The 22,027-nt window shown below is 59.0% G+C and carries 17 protein-coding genes and 2 pseudogenes; 16 read left to right on the top strand and 3 right to left on the bottom strand.

The window, feature by feature from the left end; translation table 11 throughout:
• Window positions 1-107: 107 nt before the first annotated feature.
• The 7 genes and pseudogenes from M0D69_RS28055 to M0D69_RS28085 all read left to right on the top strand — a co-directional run bounded on the left by M0D69_RS28055 (window position 108) and on the right by M0D69_RS28085 (window position 7,823).
• Window positions 108-1,322: an MFS transporter gene (locus M0D69_RS28055; RefSeq protein ID WP_301785119.1), complete on the top strand. Its 1,215-nt coding sequence runs from the start codon at window positions 108-110 to the stop codon at window positions 1,320-1,322.
• Window positions 1,323-1,347: 25 nt separating this feature from the next.
• The gene (dkgB, locus tag M0D69_RS28060; RefSeq protein ID WP_301785120.1) at window positions 1,348-2,151 is read left to right on the top strand and encodes a 2,5-didehydrogluconate reductase DkgB; all 804 of its coding nucleotides are present in this window, start codon (window positions 1,348-1,350) and stop codon (window positions 2,149-2,151) included.
• A gap of 25 nt (window positions 2,152-2,176) precedes the next feature.
• A complete protein-coding gene (locus tag M0D69_RS28065; RefSeq protein ID WP_301785121.1) occupies window positions 2,177-3,178 on the top strand; it encodes an aldo/keto reductase in 1,002 nt (333 codons plus the stop codon).
• Between the two features lie 347 nt (window positions 3,179-3,525).
• A complete protein-coding gene (locus M0D69_RS28070) occupies window positions 3,526-3,810 on the top strand; it encodes a hypothetical protein (protein WP_301785122.1) in 285 nt (94 codons plus the stop codon).
• Window positions 3,788-4,279 (top strand): annotated as a pseudogene (locus M0D69_RS28075) (IS6 family transposase); the annotation flags it as partial. The gene M0D69_RS28070 and the pseudogene M0D69_RS28075, both read left to right, overlap by 23 nt.
• A 53-nt stretch (window positions 4,280-4,332) precedes the next feature.
• Window positions 4,333-4,482 (top strand): annotated as a pseudogene (locus M0D69_RS28080) (IS6 family transposase); the annotation flags it as partial.
• 1,508 nt (window positions 4,483-5,990) lie between these two features.
• Complete coding sequence (locus M0D69_RS28085; RefSeq protein ID WP_301785123.1) at window positions 5,991-7,823, top strand: hypothetical protein; 1,833 nt, start codon at window positions 5,991-5,993, stop codon at window positions 7,821-7,823.
• 319 nt (window positions 7,824-8,142) lie between these two features.
• Here M0D69_RS28085 and speB read toward each other — a convergent pair whose 3' ends face one another.
• From speB to M0D69_RS28100, 3 genes are all read right to left on the bottom strand, one after another.
• On the bottom strand, window positions 8,143-9,132 hold the full coding sequence (gene speB, locus M0D69_RS28090; protein ID WP_301785124.1) for an agmatinase: 990 nt from the start codon (window positions 9,130-9,132) through the stop codon (window positions 8,143-8,145).
• Window positions 9,133-9,259: 127 nt separating this feature from the next.
• A complete protein-coding gene (locus M0D69_RS28095; protein WP_301785125.1) occupies window positions 9,260-10,753 on the bottom strand; it encodes an aldehyde dehydrogenase in 1,494 nt (497 codons plus the stop codon).
• A gap of 63 nt (window positions 10,754-10,816) precedes the next feature.
• On the bottom strand, window positions 10,817-11,368 hold the full coding sequence (locus M0D69_RS28100) for a helix-turn-helix domain-containing protein (protein WP_301785126.1): 552 nt from the start codon (window positions 11,366-11,368) through the stop codon (window positions 10,817-10,819).
• Window positions 11,369-11,789: 421 nt separating this feature from the next.
• Between M0D69_RS28100 and M0D69_RS28105 the strand changes: the two genes are divergently transcribed.
• The 9 genes from M0D69_RS28105 to M0D69_RS28145 all read left to right on the top strand — a co-directional run bounded on the left by M0D69_RS28105 (window position 11,790) and on the right by M0D69_RS28145 (window position 22,002).
• Window positions 11,790-12,017: a hypothetical protein gene (locus M0D69_RS28105; RefSeq protein ID WP_082163679.1), complete on the top strand. Its 228-nt coding sequence runs from the start codon at window positions 11,790-11,792 to the stop codon at window positions 12,015-12,017.
• Window positions 12,018-12,340: 323 nt separating this feature from the next.
• Window positions 12,341-13,150: a gamma-glutamyl-gamma-aminobutyrate hydrolase family protein gene (locus tag M0D69_RS28110; RefSeq protein ID WP_301785127.1), complete on the top strand. Its 810-nt coding sequence runs from the start codon at window positions 12,341-12,343 to the stop codon at window positions 13,148-13,150.
• A gap of 10 nt (window positions 13,151-13,160) precedes the next feature.
• Complete coding sequence (locus M0D69_RS28115; protein ID WP_047897414.1) at window positions 13,161-14,495, top strand: glutamine synthetase family protein; 1,335 nt, start codon at window positions 13,161-13,163, stop codon at window positions 14,493-14,495.
• 28 nt (window positions 14,496-14,523) lie between these two features.
• Window positions 14,524-15,960: an aspartate aminotransferase family protein gene (locus M0D69_RS28120; RefSeq protein WP_301785129.1), complete on the top strand. Its 1,437-nt coding sequence runs from the start codon at window positions 14,524-14,526 to the stop codon at window positions 15,958-15,960.
• Between the two features lie 122 nt (window positions 15,961-16,082).
• Window positions 16,083-17,201: a polyamine ABC transporter substrate-binding protein gene (locus M0D69_RS28125; protein WP_301785130.1), complete on the top strand. Its 1,119-nt coding sequence runs from the start codon at window positions 16,083-16,085 to the stop codon at window positions 17,199-17,201.
• A 212-nt stretch (window positions 17,202-17,413) separates the two neighbouring features.
• A complete protein-coding gene (locus M0D69_RS28130) occupies window positions 17,414-18,568 on the top strand; it encodes an ABC transporter ATP-binding protein (RefSeq protein ID WP_301785131.1) in 1,155 nt (384 codons plus the stop codon).
• On the top strand, window positions 18,565-19,485 hold the full coding sequence (locus M0D69_RS28135) for an ABC transporter permease subunit (RefSeq protein ID WP_301785132.1): 921 nt from the start codon (window positions 18,565-18,567) through the stop codon (window positions 19,483-19,485). The genes M0D69_RS28130 and M0D69_RS28135 overlap by 4 nt, the downstream gene beginning before the upstream one ends.
• The gene (locus M0D69_RS28140) at window positions 19,482-20,384 is read left to right on the top strand and encodes an ABC transporter permease subunit (RefSeq protein ID WP_277049980.1); all 903 of its coding nucleotides are present in this window, start codon (window positions 19,482-19,484) and stop codon (window positions 20,382-20,384) included. The genes M0D69_RS28135 and M0D69_RS28140 overlap by 4 nt, the downstream gene beginning before the upstream one ends.
• A 43-nt stretch (window positions 20,385-20,427) precedes the next feature.
• Entirely contained in the window at window positions 20,428-22,002 is a 1,575-nt protein-coding gene (locus M0D69_RS28145) for a DUF3138 family protein (protein ID WP_301785133.1), read from the top strand.
• The last annotated feature ends 25 nt before the right edge of the window (window positions 22,003-22,027 follow it).

Here is a 22,027-nt window from a genome sequence, read left to right on the forward strand (position 1 = left end):
TTGACTTTGAATCAAGAGTCTTCTGCCTTTCGCGGGGTTTTTGAGAAAGAGCAAAGCGCAGACACTTGCGAACTTCGAATCGTCGGAACATCGTAGGAGTCGCCGTCATGCCGCTCGCTCTTCTTGCGCTGACCATCAGCGCGTTCGCCATTGGCACCACCGAGTTCGTGATTGTCGGGCTGATCCCGACAATCGCGGACAACCTCCATGTGAGCCTGCCGTCCGCCGGTCTCCTGGTGAGCCTCTACGCGCTCGCTGTAGCTGTCGGCGCGCCCGTACTGACCGCAATGACCGGCCGCGTGCCGCGCAAGACGCTGTTGGTCGCCCTGATGGCGCTCTTCACGCTCGGCAACCTGGTCGCGTGGTGGGCGCCCAGTTACGAAACGTTGATCGCGGCGCGTGTGCTCACCGGGCTTGCGCACGGCGTGTTCTTCTCGGTCGGGTCGATCATCGCGACCAACCTCGTACCGAAGGAAAAAGCCGCCAGCGCCATTGCGACGATGTTCAGCGGCATGACCGTCGCTTTTGTCACGGGCATTCCGCTCGGTACGATCGTCGGCCAGCATTTCGGCTGGCGTGCGACCTTCCTGATCGTCGCGGGTTTCGGCCTCGTCGCGTTGGCCGGCTCGCTCTGGTTCGTGCCAAATGATATCCAGCATGACGCGCCCGCGCCGCTTCTTAAGCAAGCGCGCGTGCTGCAGCAGCCGCGCCTGCTGCTTGTCTATGCGATGACCGCGGTTGGCTATGGCGGCTCGCTCGTCGCTTTCACTTATCTCGCCCCGATCCTCGAACAAATCTCCGGTTTCAGCGCGTCGTTCGTCGGCGTGGTGCTGCTGGTGTACGGCATCTCGGTTGCCTTAGGCAACGTGTGGGGCGGCAAGCTCGCCGACAAGCACGGACCGGTGTTCGCACTCAAGGTGATCTTCGGTTTGCTTGCAGTCGTGCTGCTGGTGCTGACATTCACCGCGCCTTCCAAGCCGCTCGTACTGCTGACCGTGCTCGCATGGGGCGCTGTAGCGTTCGGCAACGTGCCGGCCTTGCAGGTCTACGTAGTGATGCAGGCCGAACGCTTCGCGCCGGGCTCGGCGAACGTAGCTTCGGGTCTCAACATCGCGGCATTCAACTTGGGCGTAGCCGGAGGATCGGCGGCAGGCGGGCAGATCGTCGCTCACCTGGGGCTGATCAATACGCCGTGGATCGGCGCGGTAATCGTGGCAGTTGCATTGGCGCTCACGGTGCTGAGCGGCTGGCTCGACCGGCGTGATCCTCTTACATGTCAATCTCAATCTCTGTCAGGCACGGCCGCAGCCGGTCGCCAGTAAATCCACTTCTTAGAGGAGCATCACCATGAGCATTCCTGCATTGGGTCTCGGCACGTTTCGACTGACCGGGCAAACCGTGATCGACTCGGTACGCAACGGTCTTGACGTCGGTTATCGCGCGATCGATACGGCGCAGATCTATGGCAATGAAGCGGAGGTCGGGCAAGCCATTGAACAGAGCGGCATCGCGCGAAATGAGTTGTTCGTCACAACCAAGATCTGGACTGAGAACCTGTCTCGTGAGCGGCTTGTTCCAAGCCTGAAGGAAAGCCTGGCGAAGCTGCGTATGGAAAGCGTCGACCTGACCTTGATTCATTGGCCGTCGCCGGGCGATACCGTGCTTGTTGCTGAATTCATGCTTGCGCTCGCCGAAGCGAAAGAGCAAGGGCTGACGAAGCAGATCGGTGTGTCGAACTTTACGATCGGCTTGATGCAGCGCGCGATTGATGCTGTTGGCGTCAAAGAGATTGGGACGAACCAGATCGAGTTGAGCCCGTTCCTGCAGAACCGCAAGGCGGTTGCGTTTGCGCAAAGCCAGGGCATTCACATCACGTCGTACATGACGCTCGCCTACGGCAAGGTGCTCAAGGATCCGGTGATCCAGGCCATCGCGAAGGAACGCGATGCGACGCCGGCGCAGGTGGCGCTTGCATGGGCCATGCAGCTTGGGTATTCGGTGATCCCATCGTCTACCAAACGCGTCAACCTCGAAAGCAATCTGGCAGCGCAATCCTTGCATCTTTCTGCCGATGAACTCGCGCGAATTGAAGCGCTGGAACGCAACGACCGCCTAACCAGCCCGGACGGACTTGCGCCGGCTTGGGATTGAACATCACAGATCAAAGGAATTCATCATGCGTATCACCATTCCAAATCGTATTGGCTTCGGCACTGCGCCGCTTGGCAACATGTTCCGCGAGATTCCCGAACAGGAAGCACTCGACACGGTCGAGGCCGCGTGGCAAGCGGGTATCCGCTACTTCGACGGTGCGCCGCTCTACGGTGCGGGTCTAGCGGAGATCCGCCTGGGCGAGGCGCTGACAAACCATCCGCGTGACGAGTACGTGCTCGGAACCAAGGTCGGCCGGTTGGTCCTCGACGAACTCGAGGCGCCGGATGAGCGTGACCTGGGAGAAAAGGGCGGCCTGTTTGAACATGGCCTGCCGAACAAGATAGTCTATGACTACACCGAGGATGGCACGCTGCGTTCTATCGAAGACAGCTTGCGGCGTCTGAAAACCGATCGTCTCGACTATGCGTGGATTCACGATCCGGCGAAGGATTTTCACGGCGATAACTGGCTGTCCGTATTCGACACCGCCATGAACGGCGCCGCGAAAGCGCTTACGCGTCTGCGCGATGAAGGGGTGATCAAGGCGTGGGGTCTCGGTGTGAATCGCGTGGAGGCGTGTGAGCTGGCGCTCGAGCGCGCCGATCCCGATGGTTTCCTGATCGCCGGGCGTTATACGCTGCTCGATCACGAAACCGCACTCGCACGGCTGATGCCTGCGTGCGAAACACGGGGCCTTGGCATTGTCGTGGGTGGTCCGTACAACTCGGGGTTGCTCGCAGGCGGCGAGCATTTCGAATACCAGAAGGCCTCTCAGGCAATGATCGAACGTGTCCAGCGGATCAAACAGATCTGTGAGCGCTTCAACGTGGATATCAAGTCGGTTGCACTACAGTTTTCGCTGGCACATCCGGCGGTGGCGGGGATCATTCCCGGTGCGAGCCGTCCGGAGCGCATCAGCGAAAATATCGCATTGGCGGCGGCACCGATTCCCGCCGAGCTTTGGGCTTTGCTCAAGGAAGACGGTCTGGTCGCGGCGAACGCGCCGGTGCCTTTGGGCAACTAGAAGCGACTGTTTGGGCAGCATGACGGCGCTGATCTTCTTGCTGCTGCAAAACGCTTCTTCACGCGCGTGCTGCGTTCAAGCCCGGCGCCCCGCTAGATCGTAATCGATCGGTTGCGCAGTTTTTCGGAAGCGGGAGCCGGGTTTCCGGAGCTTGGAGAGTGAACCAAACCGTGGGAGGCTACTTCCGTTGACTTGACCGCCGTCATAGACGGCGTGACGGCGCCGTACCCGATGGGATACGGCGCTTGGAATCTGCGACGTTTCTAACGAAAAGAGCCCGGCGAGCCCGTCCGGCACGCTCGCAGTATCAGCTACGCTGGCGACGTTGCCAACCGATCGGAGTCGCTATGCGACTGATCATCGAGGCCCGCCTGGAGGGTGGGGAAACGAGTGAGACTGAAGCGACGATTGTTGCTGTGGTGGAACGAAAAGACCGCAGCGTCGCCGACCTGGGACTCACACTTGCCGAAGGTCGCGCCTTGCTCGCCGAGGTTCAATCGTTACCGGTGTCGGAGCAGACTGCCGGGTGGATGGAGAGCCAATTGGCTTGCCACCGTTGTGGCTCGACGCTGGCGCACAAGGACGCCCGGTCGCTTGGCCATGGCAACCGGACCGTCGTGGCGCGTCGATGAGACCTACTTGAAGATCCGTGGCAAATGGGCTTATCTTTACCGCGCAGCTGATCGGGCGGGAAAGACGGTTGATTTCCGGCTCAGCGCCAGGCGAAATGTGGCTGCAGCAAAGGCGTTCCTCGCGAAGGCGATCAGAACTCAGGGGCGTGCTCCAGAAACAATTACGCTGGACGGTTACGCGGCGTCACACCGCGCGGTGCGCGAGATGAAGACCGACGGGTTGCTGCCCAGGCACACGAGGACGCGCTCGTCGAAGTACCTGAACAATGTGATCGAGCAGGATCATCGCCATATCAAATTGCGGGTGAACGTGATGCTCGGGTTCAACCGCTTCCGAACCGCGGCCGTCATAATCTAAGGCATCGAGCTAATGCACCGCATTCGCAAAGGTCAGGTCGATCTCACGGCGGCGCATCTCAAAGATACTTCTGCGCCCTCGCTTTGGGTGACGGTCCTTTCAGTTAATTAAGAGTGCTAATGAAGGTGGCCTTCTCGCTCGCCTGCGCTATTTGCACCACAACCATCAAACCAATGATGGGCTTCAAGGAATTCGGGTGTGCTCGCATCGTCCTGGCCGGCATCGAACTGATGCGCATGATTCGCAAGGGGCAGATGCACGATGATGGCTTCGCCAAAACCGCAGCCGAGCAATTCTATTTGCTCATTAGATAAATATTCCTAATTATATTTGGACTTTCTCGTCCTACTCGCCTTATCGCGACACAACCATATTTTTTATCCTCGCGTCGCTGCATTGGCTTGTCAATCTCACGCCGCATCCATTACTCCTGCATTGCGACCGCTTTCGACGGGTCAGCTTCCCCTCGCCGATAGACTGCGCCGTCGGCTCCGCTCGCCACGCAAACTGAATTTTTCAGGTCCGACTATCTACCCGTGCTCCATCTGTAACGTCGGTTTGAACCACGCCGAAAATCTGCTCGGTGGCTACGGCACCAGTTTGAAATTCGTCTGTCAGGAACACTGAACACTTATCGTACAGTAACTAGTCCAAATATAATGCAACATATTGATTATAAAATATATTTACGTTTGCCACCCTAAAATTGGCGGAAACGTAAAGAAATTACCAGAAAATTCGTAAAGAAATTAGTTCGTTTCACAACAAAGCAGCCCGGTTATATTTACCCATAATATTAACAAAAGGTAACGTCATACGATTCGGATTACTTAAATAATCAATCATTCGCGCATGCGCACATGATTGAGAAGAAAATTCCTCATCCTCTCGTCCCCTGGGGCAACGATCATTCAGCGCCAAGCGAGTGAGAAACTATTACTTATTTCCAAATCTTTTCCAACGTTACACTAATGAAACGTTTTTTTGCGAATATAATTCATCCATTCAAAGCGCACTGCAACTAATACCACTCGATCGAGAAATCTTATCTGTATCGGAAGCATTTACCCGATACAGAAAGGATCGTGCTTCAATACGCGGAGGCTGCGCGAGCGCTCCGGTGGTTGATATTGCGGCGCAGCATTGAATCCGTGTGCCTCGGGTAACCAGTTGTCTCCCCGGCATGAGGTCTTCGGTCAGGGCGCGCGATCAGCGCTCTGCGGGAAGTCGTGCGCGCGACGCCCAGGAGCGACCGGGAAACATTGGTCGAGGCTGAGATCGGCGCTCAGGGCGGTCGTAATTCATCAGGGTTGCGCGGTTTTTTTGCTTGCATGGAAGTGAATTTACATTTTGTATAAATAGGTGTGCAAACTACTTGAGTGAAACCACCGCGCGCGGCCCAGCCGCTGTTGGACATGTGACAGCAGGACAGCACAGCGATTCGCCTGGCCGGATTTCTCCAAGCAACCCCAATTTCCTGTCTTTGCGATCATATCGAGACGGATGGTATAAATTTTCCACTAATTAGGACAGCATATTATATGAACGCTTAATTCCTGCAATTAGGCCAGTTCTTGAAACACGAGAGTCTTGGTCGACCTGGAACCTGCGGAGCCACGTTCGGCATTGGTATGTCGAAAGGCGCCGTTCCTGCAGCACGATTGCGATCAGCACCATCCTCAGGTCAAATCGCTCTGCTCTACAAAAAACGCGAACGCGGGACAACTTCAGGCGATCTTGACGATCCTCGGGGAAGACTTGTATCAGTACAACACGGACTATGATGAAATATTTAAGACTACTTCAGATTTTGGTCGCAACGATGCTTGCTGTTGGCGGTGTCGGCAACGCCCTGGCGCAAAGCGGCACGGGTGCCTCGGCCATCTCATGCGGCTCGCCTACACAAACGTCAGGTGGCACCGCTAATGGATTGATCAGCGCTGACACGCTGACCACCGACGGCACGCGCATTTTCGCGAATAACACAGCGTTCAAAGTAGCGGTCACGACCAACGCGCCGAGCGCGGACACGGTCATCTGGTCGGTTGCAGACGCGAACGGTGCGATCAAGACGCAGGGTAGCTTCGCCGTGAAGTCCGGTGTGCAGACCAGCACGATGTCATGTACGTCGACATGGTCCGGTTACGGCGCAATCACTGCCACGTTGCAATCCAATGGCGGCACGTTGCCGAACATGGGCACGCGCCCGATGGGTATTGCAACGTTCGGCGTGTCGCCCAACCTTTCATCTGCGCTCGGCACGGTGACGTATGCGCACCAGGACCAGCATCGGTTCGGGATGCAGGGTTTCAACGGTAACATCGCCGCGTTGCACGCTCTGGGGATTTCCTGGACTATCGACGACCGCGAAGTGTCGGCCATGGAGCCGAATGGCCCCAACACCTATACACCGAGCGTGAGCGACCTGGACCCGTTCTACAAGAGCAATCCTGATCAGATGCGCATTGTGCGTCTTGACGGACTGCCGGCATGGGATTCGAAGACGGGTCAGTTCAACGACAGCTTCTACGCGCCGTCGAACATGGCTGAATTCCAGGACTTCATGGGCAGGGTCGGTACCGACACGAGCCTGATCCGTGCCGCCAATTATCCGAACCAGCAAAACAACTACTACCAGGTGACCTGGGAGCCAAGCAACGGATGGGCGGACAGCGCGGCGAATTTCGTCGCAATGTACAAGGCCGCTTATCAGGGCTTGCATTCGACCGATCCGAACGCCATCGTGATGGGCCCTGCCAATCCCTTCCCGGCCAATTGCACCACTGCTTGCTCGACGGGTTACCTGCAGACCTACGGCGCGCTCGGTTTGTGGAACTACATCGACGCGGTAGCGACGCACGGTTACTGGAATGCGGGTACTTATCCGGCCCATCCGCCTGAATTGCAGGACTCGGACCCGGACCCGGCGAACCAGGCCAACGCGCTCGACAACCAGTTGATTCAGTTGCGTGCCATGATGCAAGCTGGCAAGCCGAACATGAAGCTGTTCGCGACCGAGGCGGGTACCAGCTACGATCCGGGCGTCAACTACGGACCTACGTCGCCGTCGCAGAATCAGTTGTTTGCTCAAGCTGCCGTCGGCGTGCGCTCCCACATCATCATGATCGGTGGCGGTGCGCAAGTGTCCACGCTCTTCTATGGTGCGGACTATCCTGGCGAGACTGGCTACGGCACGTTCTTCGACCTGAACGATGCCCAGGGCGCGTACGGTGCATCGAACCTGTCACCCAAGCCCGAAGCACTTGCATTCGCCGCGATGACCCAAGTGCTTGACGGCACCAATACGCTTGGCCGCGTAACGGGTACTCCCGCCGGGACATTCGCTTATGCGTTCCAGCAACTCGGTAACGGCAAGGTGGTGACGGCCCTGTGGACACACAGCAATGCGCAGTGGCCGGCATCGGGCGGACTCTATAGCCAGACCTACTCGTCCAGCTACTCGCTTCAGGTGGACACGGCCGGCGCATCGGGCAACGTAACGGAGATCGATGGTTACGGCAATGTCAGCACGCTGCCCTACACCAACGGCCAAGTGACGCTGACGCTTACGGAAGTTCCGCAATACATCGTCTCGAACAATGCGACGGTCGCCAAGGCCAACGCAACGGTGCCGGTCGGGTACACGGGTCAGTAACTCTCGATGTGACCACGCTTGAGGCCGCCGCGGGCGACTGCGGCGGCCGGTCAGTAAAAAGCCAATGCCTCGCGGTTAAACGCGAGGCATTGGCTTTTATAGTTCCAGTTCAAGCAAGCAGGCTTTTGGCTGGAACGTAACTGAGGCCTGGCCGGGATTCGTAAATATCCGAAGCTTAAGATATTTACGAATCCCGGCCGCCCCTCAGCTCGGATACGTTGCTCCCGTGCATCCATCATGTGGGGACGCTCCGCGAACAGACCGTCCCCACGCTCTGACTTTGCTTATCGCCGGCGATCCAATCAGTCAACCTGCCCATTCAATCGACGCGCCCTCGCGAATTGCATCGGAGCCGCCTCGCCTTCTTTTCGCGCCACAAACACAGCAGGTCACACGCGAGATGCGCGGCGGCGATAGCCGTGATGTCAGCATGATCGTACGCGGGCGCGACCTCCACCACGTCCGCCCCGACAATATCCACCGCACCGAGCCCGCGCACGATCGCCAGCGCTTGCGCCGACGACAACCCGCCCGCCACCGGCGTACCCGTGCCTGGCGCGAACGCGGGATCGAGGCAATCGATATCAAACGTCAGATACGCAGGACGCTCGCCCACGATAGAGACAATCCGCTCGATCGCCGCGCGCGGACCATGATCATGAACCCAAGCCGCATCCAGGATGTTCATCCCGAGGAAATCGTCATTCCAGGTGCGGATGCCCACCTGCACCGAATGCGCCGGGTCGATCAAACCGTCCTTCACCGCCTTGTAGAACATCGAACCGTGGTTCAGGCTCTCGGGACTATCGTCGACCCAGGTGTCGCAATGGGCATCGAAGTGGATCAGCGAGAGCGGCTTGCCAAACTTCTCCACATGCGCGATCAACAGCGGATACGTGATGAAATGATCGCCGCCGAACGTGAGCATCCGCGCATCCGACCGCAGGATCGTGCGTGCATGCTCGACTATCGCGGGCTTGATCGTGAGCGGGTTGTGCGCGTCGAACCAGCAATCGCCATAGTCGGTCACGGCGAGATCGTCGAAGGGGTTGAAACCCCACGGGTACGGGTTGAGTTCGGCAAGCTGCACGCTTGCCGCGCGAACCGCGGCCGGTCCGAAGCGCGCACCTGGACGGAAGGTAGTTGCGAGATCGAGCGGTATGCCGGAGACAACCACATCAACGCCCTCAAGCACGCGCGTGTAGTTACGGCGCATGAACGACAGCGCGCCGGCATAAGTATTTTCAGTGGAAGAACCGTACAGCGACGAGCGACGGATAGCGCCGTCGCCAAGGTGGCGTTCAGTCATGATTGCCTTGTTGCGAAACAGACCGCAATGGCGTGCGGGTCAGGTTGGCACGCCAAAGCGGACGACGGATTCATTGGGAACGCGGCGGGCACCCGGGCGGTATCCGTCGCGCTGGCTTGCGAATCCTTTAGCGCAGCCGCACCAGAGTCGATTTCAACTCGGTGTACTTCTCCAGCGCGTGCAACGACTTGTCGCGGCCGTTGCCCGATTGTTTATAACCGCCGAACGGGAAGTTCATGTCTCCCCCTTCGTCGTAGCAGTTGACCCAGACAGTACCGGCCCGGAGGCTTCGCGACATTTCATGAGCGGTCGTGAGGTCCGCAGTCCAGACGGCGGCAGCGAGTCCATAATCGCTATCGTTAGCGATCCTGACAGCCTCCTCAGCAGTATCGAAGGTGATCACCGACAGCACCGGCCCGAAAATTTCCTCGCGTGCGATCTTCGCATCGGACGAAGTGATGTCGAAGATGGTCGGCTCGATGTAATAACCCCCACTCGCCTGATCCGCGCGCTCGCCACCCAGCAGCAGCTTCGCTTCCTTGCGCCCTGCCTCGATATATCCGAGCACGCGTTCGAGTTGTACTTCGTCGATGATCGCGCCCATCGAGGTCGCCGGATCGAGCGGATTGCCCGGTTTGTAGGCGCGCGCGGCCGCGACAACTTTGTCGAGGAACTTGTCCTTGATCTCGCGCTGCACCAGCAGTCGCGAACCCGCCGTGCACATCTCGCCCATGTTGTAGAAAATCGCGCCGGCAGCCGAGTTCGCGGCACGATCGAGGTCGGCACAGTCGGCCATCACGATGTTAGGAGACTTGCCACCGAGTTCAAGCCATACTCGCTTGAGATTCGACTGCCCCGCGTATTGCATGATCAGCTTGCCGACGTTGGTCGAGCCGGTGAACGCGAGGCAGTCCACGTCTTCGTGCAGCGCAAGCAGCTTGCCCGGCCCGCCCGCGCCCGGCACCACGTTGAACACGCCCGCGGGAATGCCTGCTTCGAGCGCGAGTTGCCCGAGACGAATTGCCGTGAGCGGCGATTTCTCCGACGGCTTGAGCACGACGCTGTTACCCGCCGCAAGCGCAGGCGCGAATTTCCACGATGCCATCAGGATCGGAAAATTCCACGGCACCACCGCGGCCACCACGCCGATAGGCTCCCTCGTGACGAGCCCGACGAGATGGTGATCGCTCGGCACCACTTCACCGCCGACCTTGTCGATGGCTTCCGCAAACCACTCGACACAATACGCGGCGCCGGGTACGTCGACGCTGGTTGTATCGCTGATCGGCTTGCCTGCGTCGAGCGTCTCCAGCAGCGCGAGTTCGTCCATGTGCGCGCGGATCAAACCCGCCCAGCGCAGCAGGACCGACTTGCGCTTACGCGGATTGAGCCCTGCCCACACGCGTGTTTCGAAAGCACGGCGTGCAGCCGCTACGGCCGCGTTGACGTCTGCCTCGCCACTGTCGGCGACCTTCGCAAGCAGCGTGCCGTCGCTTGGATTCACGCAATCGAAGGTATTGCCGGACGCCGCATCACGATACTCGCCGTCGATGAACGCCCGCCCTTCAATACGCAGCGCCGCAGCGAGGTTCTGCCAATATTCCAGGGATTTCTTTTCCATGAGGATACCTTCATTTTTTCATACTGGTGAAGACGTCGGCCTGCACTTGAAGCGGACTGAGCGTCAGAAGCTGGGCGGTGAATTAGCCGAAATCACTTCGCACACCTGATCAATGCTAGGGTTGCGGAAGCGATGTGCGAAGCGGCTTTCAAAATAGTAGCTGTCTCCTGGGTCGAGCAGCCAGGTCGTGTTCTCGACAGTCAGTTCGAGCTGGCCCGACACCACCACCCCGCCTTCGTGCCCCGTATGCTGCAAGCTTTCCGGACCGGTGTCCGCGAGCGGTTGATAGACCTCGCGCATGATGCACATGTTGCGGTCCTTCACACCGGCGCCGGCGAGATAGAACTCGATGACCTCGTTGCCCAGGTTCGGCATCTCCGCACGGCGCGATACGACTGCGCGGTTTGACTCGAGGTCGAACGTAAAGAACTCCGCGAGTGTCATCGGAATGCTTTCCAGCAGTTTCTTAAGAGACCCCACCGAGGGACTCACGCGGTTCTGTTCGATCAACGAGATGGTTCCGTTGGTTACGCCAGCACGTTTGGCAAGTTCACGTTGCGAGAGCCCGTGATGCTTGCGAATGTATTGAAGGCGCGTAGCCACTTCTACGGACATGGGTGCAGTCTCTGGATGGAAGCGAAAGAAACGGAAAAGGTTCGGGTGTCTTGTGAACACCCCTATGAATCAACTTCCGCAAACGACTTGGCCGTTGAATATTCTAGTCACCCGAGGTTTTCCGCTGTTCGGAGAAACACCTAGATGAATACGAGAAAAAATATTCTAGGCCGATCGCATTTAATTTAGCAACCGTAAACGTCACCTATAAGTCGCATAAGAAACTCATCAAAAAAAGGTTTGACGGCGTTTTTGTCTCGTATATCCTGAATAACAGCCAGACAGACCGACAGTACGCAATACGAAACAGTAAGCAAAGTGTCAGGGTCCGACACTAAAGTAAAACTGGATCGAACTACGGATGTCCGATGTTTTGGCCGGCGAGATGTTTAGAATTTTCAACACTCAAGAAGAGATAATCGTGAGAGTCCGTGGCCCGTTGGTCAGGTGGAGCAGAAATCAGGACGCGATTTTTCATCGCGTCGCTGATCGCTCCATCTCCGACAGCAGCAGCGGCAAGCTTGTCGATCGCCGTTTCCTGTCCGTCTTTACCATCCTCTCCCGTCGCTCGGTGCGACGCCACAACTCGGTCGCCGCACGCGCCTTCATCGCCGTGCATTGCGTCGAGGTTGCATCCCTGCTCCCCTAGCGCCCTCCTTCTTAATTTCGCTGTTCGATTTTCCTGTTGGGCGTTTTCTGCGCGCTGACTGCGTGCGTTCGCGCTCAACTTGAGACTTGAGTTTCAATACGCGTTTAGCTTTCTCAGCATCGCGTACGGGAAACGTGCGTCTCGTAGATTTATCGAACAGCGTTTTCGTTTTAGCCACATCGCGGCAGCGTTATATCCAGTATCACGTTAATACGCTGCGCCTGAAGTGCACTTAATTGGTTTTGCGCATAAACGCCAAGCCAGGGTGCCCTGCTGCCCGATGAAATCGCATTAGCCATGGATATAAAATAATTTTGTCAGCCATGCGAAATACTCCTGTAATCGGAATAAGCGCAGATAGAACGATGTCGGGTTCGCATCCATCCCATACGGTCGGCGAGAAATATATCGCGGCCATTGTGGATGGGTCGGAGGCGCTCGCCATGCTGTTGCCGGCACTGGGCGCGCGCCAGAACATTGAAGACATTCTTTCTGTTGTCGACGGCCTGCTCTTCACGGGCAGCTATTCAAATGTGGAGCCGCATCTTTATGGCGGTCATCCGAGCGCGCCCGGCACCCTTCACGACGCGGCGCGCGACGCCACCACGCTGCCGCTCATGCGTGCAGCGATCGAGCGCGGCGTGCCGGTGCTCGCCATTTGCCGCGGCTTCCAGGAGATGAACGTGGTCTTCGGCGGCACGCTGTATCAGAGCGTTCACACGGTGCAGGGGTACGCCGACCATCGTGAAAACAAGGAACACGCGCTGGACCTGCAATACGGCCCTGCGCACCCGCTACGAATTGTCTCCGGCGGTTTGCTCCATACCCATAGCGGCCTGTCCGAGGCGCACGTCAATTCACTGCACGGCCAGGGCATCGAGCGGCTTGGCGACGGCCTCGCGGTTGAAGCCGTCGCGCCCGATGGGCTCGTGGAGGCAATCAGCGTGAAAGGCGCAAGCGCGTTCGCGCTGGGACTGCAATGGCACCCGGAATGGAAACACGCGGACGACGCGTTATCGACGGCGATCTTTAAAGCCTTCGGCACCGCGTGCCGCGATCGAATGCGCATCAAGGGCGATTCGGTGAGCGTGTCTCCCCTCGAGACAGCCACCAACCTGCCCGCGCAACACTGAGGAAAATAAAATGCATGATATCGACGAGTTTTTGAAGAAACACCGCATTACCGAGATCGAAGCCATCATCCCCGACATGGCCGGTACTGCACGCGGCAAGATCATTCCGCGCAACAAGTTCCAGTCCGGCGAGTCAATGCGACTGCCACAAGCCGTGATGATCCAGACGGTCACCGGCGACTATCCCGAAGACGGCAGCCTGACCGGCGTCACCGATCCCGACATGGTCTGCGTGCCCGACCCGTCCACCATCCGCCTGATTCCGTGGGCTGTCGACCCGACTGCCCAGGTGATCCACGATTGCGTTCACTTCGACGGCACGCCGGTCGCCATCTCGCCGCGCCACGTCTTGCGGCAGGTTCTGGACAAGTACGCAAAGAAGGGTTGGAAACCGGTTGTAGCCCCGGAACTGGAGTTCTTCCTGGTCGACATGAACATAGACCCCGATCTTCCGTTGAAGCCACCGGTCGGCCGGACCGGACGGCCGGAGACGGGACGTCAGGCGTATTCCATTGAAGCGGTCAACGAGTTCGACCCGCTCTTCGAAGACATCTACGAATACTGCGACGTGCAAGAGCTGGAAGTGGACACGCTGATTCATGAAGTAGGCGCCGCGCAGATGGAGATCAACTTCATGCACGGCGACCCGCTCAATCTGGCGGACCGCGTCTTCCTTTTCAAACGCACGGTGCGTGAAGCCGCATTGCGGCACAAGATGTACGCGACCTTCATGGCCAAGCCCATGGAGAACGAGCCGGGTTCCGCGATGCATGTGCATCAAAGCCTGGTGGATGCGGAAACGGGGAGCAACCTGTTCACCGGCGCCAATGGCGAGCCGACCGCCCTGTTCCACGGGTATATCGCTGGGCTGCAGAAATACACGCCCGCCCTCATGCCGATCTTCGCGCCCTACATCAATTCGTATCGTCGTTTGTCGCGCTTCATGGCCGCGCCGATCAACGTGCAGTGGGGCTACGACAACCGCACGGTCGGCTTCCGCATTCCGCACTCGGGACCTGCGGCACGGCGTGTCGAGAACCGCATTCCAGGCGTGGACTGCAATCCGTATCTGGCGATTGCAGCGACGCTGGCAGCAGGTTATCTCGGCATGACGCAGCAGCTCCAACCCACCGAACCGCTCACGAGCGATGGCTACGAATTGCCGTATCAACTGCCGCGCAATCTTGAAGAAGGACTCTCGCTGATGGGCGCCTGCGAGCCGCTCAACGACATGCTCGGCGAAAAATTCGTGAGGGCTTATCTGGCGCTCAAGGAAACCGAATACGAAGCTTTCTTCCGCGTGATCAGTTCGTGGGAACGCAGACATCTGTTGCTGCACGTCTAAGCGCGGTACATAAAACCAAGGAGATGACATGAACTATCGATTCGGAGAATCGGCTTTCGTGCAACCGGCGGCCGGCGTGCCCGGCGCTCAAGCGCCGCAGCGGCAATGCACGACCGCCGAGTATCGTGCGCTCGACGCGGCGCACCACATCCATCCGTTCTCGGACATGGGCGCACTCAACCGCGCCGGCAGCCGCGTGATCGTGAAGGCAAAGGGCGTTTATCTGTGGGACTCGGATGGCGAGAAGATGATCGACGGCATGGCCGGCCTCTGGTGCGTGAACGTCGGTTATGGACGACGCGAACTCGCCGACGCAGCGTTCCAGCAAATGCAGGAATTGCCGTTCTACAACACCTTCTTTAAAACCACGCACCCGCCGGTGATCGAGCTCTCGGCGCTGCTGGCCGAACTCACGCCCGCGCCCTTCAATCACTTCTTCTATTGCAACAGCGGCTCGGAAGGCAACGACACCGTGCTGAGGATCGTCCATCAATACTGGGCGACGCAAGGCCAGAAGCTGAAGAAGTTCGTGATCTCGCGCAAGAACGGTTACCACGGGTCGACCATCGCGGGAGCCACGCTTGGCGGCATGGGTTACATGCACGAGCAGATGCCCTCGCAAGTCGAGCATATCGTACACATCGACCAGCCTTACTGGTTTGGCGAAGGCGGCGACATGACGCCCGAAGCCTTCGGTCTCGCGCGGGCGCAGCAACTGGAGCACGAGATTCTCGAACTCGGGCCGGAGAACGTAGCGGCCTTTATTGGCGAACCGTTCCAGGGTGCGGGCGGCGTGATCTTCCCGCCGTCTACTTATTGGCCGGAGATCCAGCGCATCTGTCGCAAATACGACGTATTGCTGATCGCTGATGAAGTGATCGGTGGTTTCGGCCGCACTGGCGAGTGGTTCGCGCATCAGCACTTTGGCTTCGAACCCGATCTCATCACGATGGCCAAGGGCCTGACCAGCGGCTACGTGCCGATGGGCGCGGTCGGCCTGCACGATCGTGTGGCGAAGGCGATCATCGAGAACGGCGAGTTCAATCATGGTCTCACCTACTCGGGTCACCCGGTGGCCGCCGCTGTCGCTGTCGCGAACCTGAAGCTGCTGCGTGACGAAGGCATCGTGGAACGCGTGAAGAACGACACCGGTCCGTACTTCCAGAGCGTGTTGCGCAAAACCTTCGCGGACCATCCGATCGTTGGCGAGATCGCGGGGGTCGGGTTGGTCGCAGGCATCCAGCTCGCCGAAGATCCGAAGACGAAAAAGCGCTTCGCCAATGGCGGCGATGTGGGCACGCTATGCCGCGATTTCTGTTTCAACGGCGGCCTCGTGATGCGCGCGACCGGTGACCGGATGTTGCTGTCACCGCCGCTTGTCATCACCCGCAGCGAGATTGACGAGATTGTGTCGAAGGCGAAGAAGGCCATCGATGCGACCGCGCTGCAACTCGGCCTTTCTTAACACCGATACCCATCGTTACCCATCGCTACCAATCGCTACCAATCGCCACCAACCGGAGCGGGCATTTCACACGTCCACACGCTGCCCGCCCCGGGCTTTCCACCTAGAGGAAACATAAAACCATGATCCCTTGTCAGCTTCGTCATGCAATTGCAATGGCCGCCTTGTCCGTCGTCGCGGGCGCAGGTGTCTTCACCGCCGTACCCGCGTTCGCCGATGGCGAGCTCAACGTCTACAACTGGTCCGACTACATTGCGAAGGACACCATCCCGACCTTCGAGAAAGAGACGGGCATCAAGGTCAAGTACGACAACTACGACAGCGACGACACGCTGCAAGCAAAATTGCTGGCGGGCAGCTCGGGCTACGACATCGTCGTGCCCACCTCGAACTACATGGCAAAGCAGATTGAAGCGGGCGTCTACCAGAAGCTCGACAAATCGAAGATACCGAATCTCGCGAACCTCGACCCGACGCTGATGAAGATGATCGCCGAAGCCGACCCGGGCAACCAGTACGGGGTGCCTTGGGCATACGGCACGGATGGCATCGGTTATAACGTGCAAGCGGTCAAGAAGGCGCTTGGCGACAATGCACCGGTCGATAGCTGGGCTCTGGTCCTGGATCCAGCCAACGCGTCGAAGCTGAAAAGCTGCGGCATCTCGATCCTCGATCAAGCCGTGGACGTCTTTGCGTCCACCTTGCAATACATGCACCGCGACCCGAACAGCACGAACCCGGGTGACTACCAGGCCGCCTTCGACGTGCTGAAGAAAGTCCGCCCCTACATCACGCAATTCAACTCATCCGGTTATATCAACGACCTTGCGAACAACGACGTTTGCGTCGTGCTGGGCTGGTCGGGCGACGTCGGTATCGCGTCACGCCGCGCTGCCGAAGCCAAGCGCAGTTACGACATCAAGTTCTCGAACGTGAAGGAAGGCGGCTTGCTGTGGTTCGACGTCATGGTCGTGCCGAAGGACGCGCCGCACCCCGAAGCCGCGATGAAGTGGATCAACTATATCTCCGAGCCGAAAACCAACGCGGCGATCACCAACGAAGTGTTCTACCCGACTGCCAACCGCGCCGCGCGCCAGTTCGTGCTGCCCGCGGTCGCGCAGGACCACACTGTCTATCCGCCTGACGACGTGCTCGCGAAGATGACCCTGATGCGTCCGCTTTCGGCCGACATCCTGCGCCTCGAAAACCGCCTCTGGGCACGACTGAAGACCGGAACCTGATGGCTTGACGCGGTGCGGTTTTCATCACACGTACCGCGTAGAAATCCCGGCCCGCGCAGCCGTCAGGCGCAGCCCGTTGCCACGCTTCGCAGCCCTTCCTGCGAGTCGCCTCCGCGACCCGTATCGGACCGCTTGCGCCTGCGTTCAGGTGGATTCACATGAGGTGGATTCACACGAATCCGTCAACACACTCGCAATCAAGACTCGACGCCATGAATTCAACTCCCGTATTGAAGCCTGTCGAGGCGACCCCGATTCGCCCCGAAGCACGTTCCGCGACGAACGATTTCGTCCGCATCGAAAACGTCGTCAAGAAGTTCGGCGACGCCTTCGCTGTCGACGACGTCTCGCTCACGGTCGCCAAGAACGAACTGTTCGCGCTGCTCGGCAGTTCCGGATGCGGCAAGTCCACGCTGCTGCGCATGCTCGCCGGGTTCGAAACCGTCACGTCGGGAAAGATTTACGTGGACGGTGAAGACCTTGCAACGCTGCCGCCCTACAAGCGCCCGGTGAACATGATGTTCCAGTCATATGCGCTGTTTCCGCATATGGACGTGACCGCGAACGTCGCCTTCGGCCTCAAGCAGGAGGGCACTCCGAAGAACGAGATCAAGGAACGTGTTGCCGACGTGCTGAACCTCGTGCAGATGAGCAAGTACGCCAAACGCAAACCGCATCAGCTCTCCGGTGGCCAGCAGCAGCGCGTAGCGCTCGCCCGTTCGCTCGTCAAGCGGCCGAAACTGCTCCTGCTCGACGAACCGATGTCCGCGCTCGACAAGAAGATCCGCCAGAAGACACAGCTTGAACTCGTGAACATTATCGAGAAAGTCGATGTCACCTGCGTGATGGTCACCCACGACCAGGAAGAAGCCATGACGATGGCTAACCGCCTCGCCGTCATGAACGAAGGCCGCATTGTGCAGATCGGCTCTCCGAACCAGGTCTACGACTATCCGAACAGCCGCTTCTCGGCCGAGTTCATTGGCTCGACAAACTTGTTCGAAGGTGTCGTGGTGGAGGATGAACCCGACCACATCTTCGTGGCAAGCGAGGACCTCGATTCGCGCATGTACGTGAGCCATGGCGTGACCGGCCCGCTTGGCATGCCGGTCGGCATCTCGGTGCGGCCCGAACGCGTGTTCGTCTCGACACAACGCCCCACCGCCCCGCACAACTGGGCACGCGGCGTGGTCTCCGGCATTGCGTATATGGGCAGCTACTCGCTGTATCACGTGCAGTTACCGAGCGGCAAGACGATCGTCTCCAATCTTGCCAGCGCGCACCTGATGGCTCACGGCGCGCCTTCCTATAACGACGAAGTCTTCGTTCATTGGTCGGCTGCCGCCGGTGTGGTGCTCACACAATGAAAACGCTCACTCGCTCCTCGCTCCTCGCGCGCATCGTACCGTCGGGCCGCACAGCCGTAATCGGCGCGCCATTCCTCTGGCTCACGCTGTTCTTCGCGCTGCCCTTCCTGCTCGTCTTCAAGATCAGCTTCGCCGACCTGAAGCTCGGCATTCCGCCGTACACGAATCTCGTGAGCATGAAGGACGGCGTGATGCATTTCGCGCTGCAATTCAGTCACTACCTGTTCCTGCTGCAGGATGACCTGTATATCGCGACCTACATCAGCTCGCTGAAGATGGCGGCGGTCTCCACGTTCTTCTGTCTCCTGATCGGCTACCCGGTCGCGTACTACATCGCGCGCGCTGAACCGTCCAGACGTAACGTGCTGATGATGGGTGTGATGCTGCCCTTCTGGACCTCGTTCCTGATCCGCGTGTATGCGTGGATCGGCATTCTCAAGGACGACGGGCTGCTGAACCACACGCTGATCTCGCTCGGCCTGCTGCATACGCCGATGCGCCTCTATCACACCGACATCGGCGTCTATATCGGCATGGTCTATTCGTACCTGCCCTTCATGGTGATGCCGCTCTACGCGCACCTCGTGAAGATGGACCTGACGCTATTGGAAGCCGCCTATGACCTCGGCGCAAAACCATGGACGGCGTTCACCCGGATCACCTTGCCGCTCTCGAAGAACGGAATCATCGCGGGCAGCTTGCTCGTGTTCATTCCCGCGGTGGGCGAATACGTCATTCCCGAACTGCTCGGCGGCGCCGACACGCTGATGATCGGCCGCGTCATGTGGGACGAGTTCTTCAACAACATGGACTGGCCGATGGCTTCAGCGGTGACGGTCGCCATGGTCGTTCTGCTGCTCGTGCCGATGGCCGTGTTCCAGTACTACCAGGTCAAGGAACTGGAGGCATCGAAATGACCAAGCCCAATAAATTTCTCTCGACCAGTGTGCTGACGTTCGGCTTCCTGTTCCTCTACATCCCGATCATCAGCCTGGTCGTGTACTCGTTCAACGAGTCGAAACTCGTGACGGTCTGGTCGGGGTTCTCGCTCAAGTGGTACGGCGCGCTGCTCCACGACGACGAGCTGCTCGGCGCTGCGTGGCTGTCGCTCAAGATCGGCTTGCTGACCGCGTGCGCCTCGGTGGTCATCGGCACGTGGTCGGGCTTCGTGCTCGCGCGCTTCGGCCGCTTTCGCGGTTTCACGCTCTTCACGGGCATGATCAACGCGCCGCTCGTTATTCCCGAAGTGATCCAGGGCATCTCGTTGCTGCTGCTCTTCGTCGCGCTCGAACAGATGTTCGGCTGGCCAAAGGGACGCGGCATGCTGACGATCTGGATCGGCCACGTGATGCTGTGCGTGTCCTATGTCGCGATCATCGTGCAGTCGCGAGTGAAGGAGCTCGACCGTTCGCTGGAAGAAGCTGCGCTCGATCTCGGCGCCACGCCGTTCAAGGTGTTCTTCGTCATCACGCTGCCGCTGATCTCGCAGGCGCTGCTGTCCGGGTGGCTGCTCTCGTTCACGCTTTCGATAGACGACCTCGTACTGTCGGCGTTCCTGTCGGGCCCCGGCTCGACCACGCTGCCGCTCGTCGTGTTCTCGCGCGTGCGCCTCGGCCTGAACCCCGAAATGAACGCACTCGCAACCCTCTTCATTGCAATCGTGACGATCGGCGTGATCCTGGTCAACGCCCTGATGCTCGGAAAAGAACGCAGGCGCGTTCGCGACATGCAACTCGCCTTCGCCACCGCGAAGTCGGACATGGAGCGCGAGGCCGACGAACGCACGAGCCGCGAAGAAGCACTGAAAGCAGCATAAAAACAGCAGTTCCCCGTAATCACACGACAACCGGAGAAATGGGATGCAAAAGAAACTGATCTGCTTGCTGGTCGCGGCGTGCATGCCCGGCATGGCAATGGCCGATTCAACGAGTGCGCAAATCAAGGCACTTCAAAAACAACTTGAAGCCTTGCAAAAGGAGGTCAAGGAATTGCGCACGGAAGTCGCAACCAAGAAGACCGTGCCGTCGGTGGCTACCGCGCAAGCGGCACCTGCACCAGCCACTGCTGCACCGGTGGACATCTCGTCGCCGGACTACGGCGCGCAGCGCGCGGCGCTCACCAACGACGACGTCACGCGCATGAAGCAGCAGATTGCGAACCAGCAGTTGAAGGTGGATTCGCTGACGGATGCGGCGACCACCGGACCGATCGCGGGTCTGTCGATCACGGGGTATATTGATCCGACCTACGTCTACAACCGCGCGCAAAGCTCGTCGTCGTTCCTGTTCGCGAACCACGAGAGCTCGTACAACTACTTTAACAGCACCTTCGGCGATCTGTATCTCGACATCAAGAAGACCTTTGGCGTGGGTCCGATGGCGCCATCGGCCGAGATCACGTTGATGCCTAACCGGGGCAACGGCATCACGCTGCTGCAAAACTCGAAGGGCGAGATCGGTAACAACATCCTGAACACGGCAGTTGTAACCGTACCGATCTCGGCAACGACCTCGTTCGTCACCGGTCTCATCCCGAGCTTCGGCGGTTATGAGGTGCAGCAGTCGAACATGATGACCACGCTCACGCACAACTTGCTGTATGACTTCTCCGATCCGGGCAGCTACATTGGTGTGGGCGTGAACTACACCAGCGGCAACTGGGCGTCGAAATTCTTCCTCGGCAACGAGCAGTACCGCACCTATGGCGCAGTCACGCAGACGGGCACCAACGCACTCGGCGACCCGATTACGACCAGCAACAAGATACCGACCTTCACCGCGCGCACGGATTACACCTGGTCCAGCGCACTCGATATCGGCGGGTCGTTCAACATCGGCCGGCAGACGCTTCCAAGCGCCACCGACGCCACCACGGGTGCCGTCAGCTACGGCGTGGGCGGTCAGTCAACCAGTTCCGCCGGCACGTTCTTCTTTACCGAAGCCGACCTGACCTACACGCTCGCCGACGTGACCTACAACGCCGAAGTCGACTACGGCCAGCAACAGCACGCAGCGTTCAACGGCGGCGAAGCGCAGTGGTACGGTATCTCGCTGCTTGCGCACCGCAAGTTCAACATAGAAGGCATCGGCCGCATGGGCGTGACCGCGCGCTACGACTACCTCGCCGACAGCAAGAACGGCGGCGGCGGTGGCGGCGTTGCGCTGAACTCGTCGGGCCGCGATCCGTACAACGGCTTCGGCATCGGTTCGGAGTGCCTTGCAAACTCGCAGGCGAACGGCGGCCTCGGCTTCGAGTGCAAGGGCTCGAACCGTCAGGACGTTGCGCTGGATCTGCTGTTCTTCCCGACCCAGCAGATCACCGTGAAGGTCGAGTACCGCCACGATTGGGCGAACAACAAGGTGTTCCTGCGTAACGACGGTTCGTACAGCAAGTCAAACGACCTGCTTGCCACGCAGTTCATCTACTCGTTCTAACCGCGACGGCCGGTGTTTTGCACCG

It is taken from the genome of Caballeronia sp. SEWSISQ10-4 2 (assembly GCF_030464885.1).
Taxonomy (GTDB): Bacteria; Pseudomonadota; Gammaproteobacteria; order Burkholderiales; family Burkholderiaceae; genus Caballeronia.

What these genes read in the sequence shown, in the direction of transcription:
- M0D69_RS28130 (WP_301785131.1), top strand. Translation starts at nt 17,414, where the DNA reads ATGAATTCAACTCCCGTATTGAAGCCTGTCGAGGCGACCCCGATTCGC.
- M0D69_RS28125 (WP_301785130.1), top strand. Translation starts at nt 16,083, where the DNA reads ATGATCCCTTGTCAGCTTCGTCATGCAATTGCAATGGCCGCCTTGTCC.
- M0D69_RS28110 (WP_301785127.1), top strand. Translation starts at nt 12,341, where the DNA reads ATGCGAAATACTCCTGTAATCGGAATAAGCGCAGATAGAACGATGTCG.
- M0D69_RS28070 (WP_301785122.1), top strand. Translation starts at nt 3,526, where the DNA reads ATGCGACTGATCATCGAGGCCCGCCTGGAGGGTGGGGAAACGAGTGAG.
- M0D69_RS28115 (WP_047897414.1), top strand. Translation starts at nt 13,161, where the DNA reads ATGCATGATATCGACGAGTTTTTGAAGAAACACCGCATTACCGAGATC.
- M0D69_RS28100 (WP_301785126.1), bottom strand. Translation starts at nt 11,368, where the DNA reads ATGTCCGTAGAAGTGGCTACGCGCCTTCAATACATTCGCAAGCATCAC.
- M0D69_RS28140 (WP_277049980.1), top strand. Translation starts at nt 19,482, where the DNA reads ATGACCAAGCCCAATAAATTTCTCTCGACCAGTGTGCTGACGTTCGGC.
- M0D69_RS28085 (WP_301785123.1), top strand. Translation starts at nt 5,991, where the DNA reads ATGCTTGCTGTTGGCGGTGTCGGCAACGCCCTGGCGCAAAGCGGCACG.
- M0D69_RS28120 (WP_301785129.1), top strand. Translation starts at nt 14,524, where the DNA reads ATGAACTATCGATTCGGAGAATCGGCTTTCGTGCAACCGGCGGCCGGC.
- M0D69_RS28145 (WP_301785133.1), top strand. Translation starts at nt 20,428, where the DNA reads ATGCAAAAGAAACTGATCTGCTTGCTGGTCGCGGCGTGCATGCCCGGC.
- dkgB (WP_301785120.1), top strand. Translation starts at nt 1,348, where the DNA reads ATGAGCATTCCTGCATTGGGTCTCGGCACGTTTCGACTGACCGGGCAA.
- M0D69_RS28055 (WP_301785119.1), top strand. Translation starts at nt 108, where the DNA reads ATGCCGCTCGCTCTTCTTGCGCTGACCATCAGCGCGTTCGCCATTGGC.
- M0D69_RS28065 (WP_301785121.1), top strand. Translation starts at nt 2,177, where the DNA reads ATGCGTATCACCATTCCAAATCGTATTGGCTTCGGCACTGCGCCGCTT.
- M0D69_RS28095 (WP_301785125.1), bottom strand. Translation starts at nt 10,753, where the DNA reads ATGGAAAAGAAATCCCTGGAATATTGGCAGAACCTCGCTGCGGCGCTG.
- M0D69_RS28135 (WP_301785132.1), top strand. Translation starts at nt 18,565, where the DNA reads ATGAAAACGCTCACTCGCTCCTCGCTCCTCGCGCGCATCGTACCGTCG.
- speB (WP_301785124.1), bottom strand. Translation starts at nt 9,132, where the DNA reads ATGACTGAACGCCACCTTGGCGACGGCGCTATCCGTCGCTCGTCGCTG.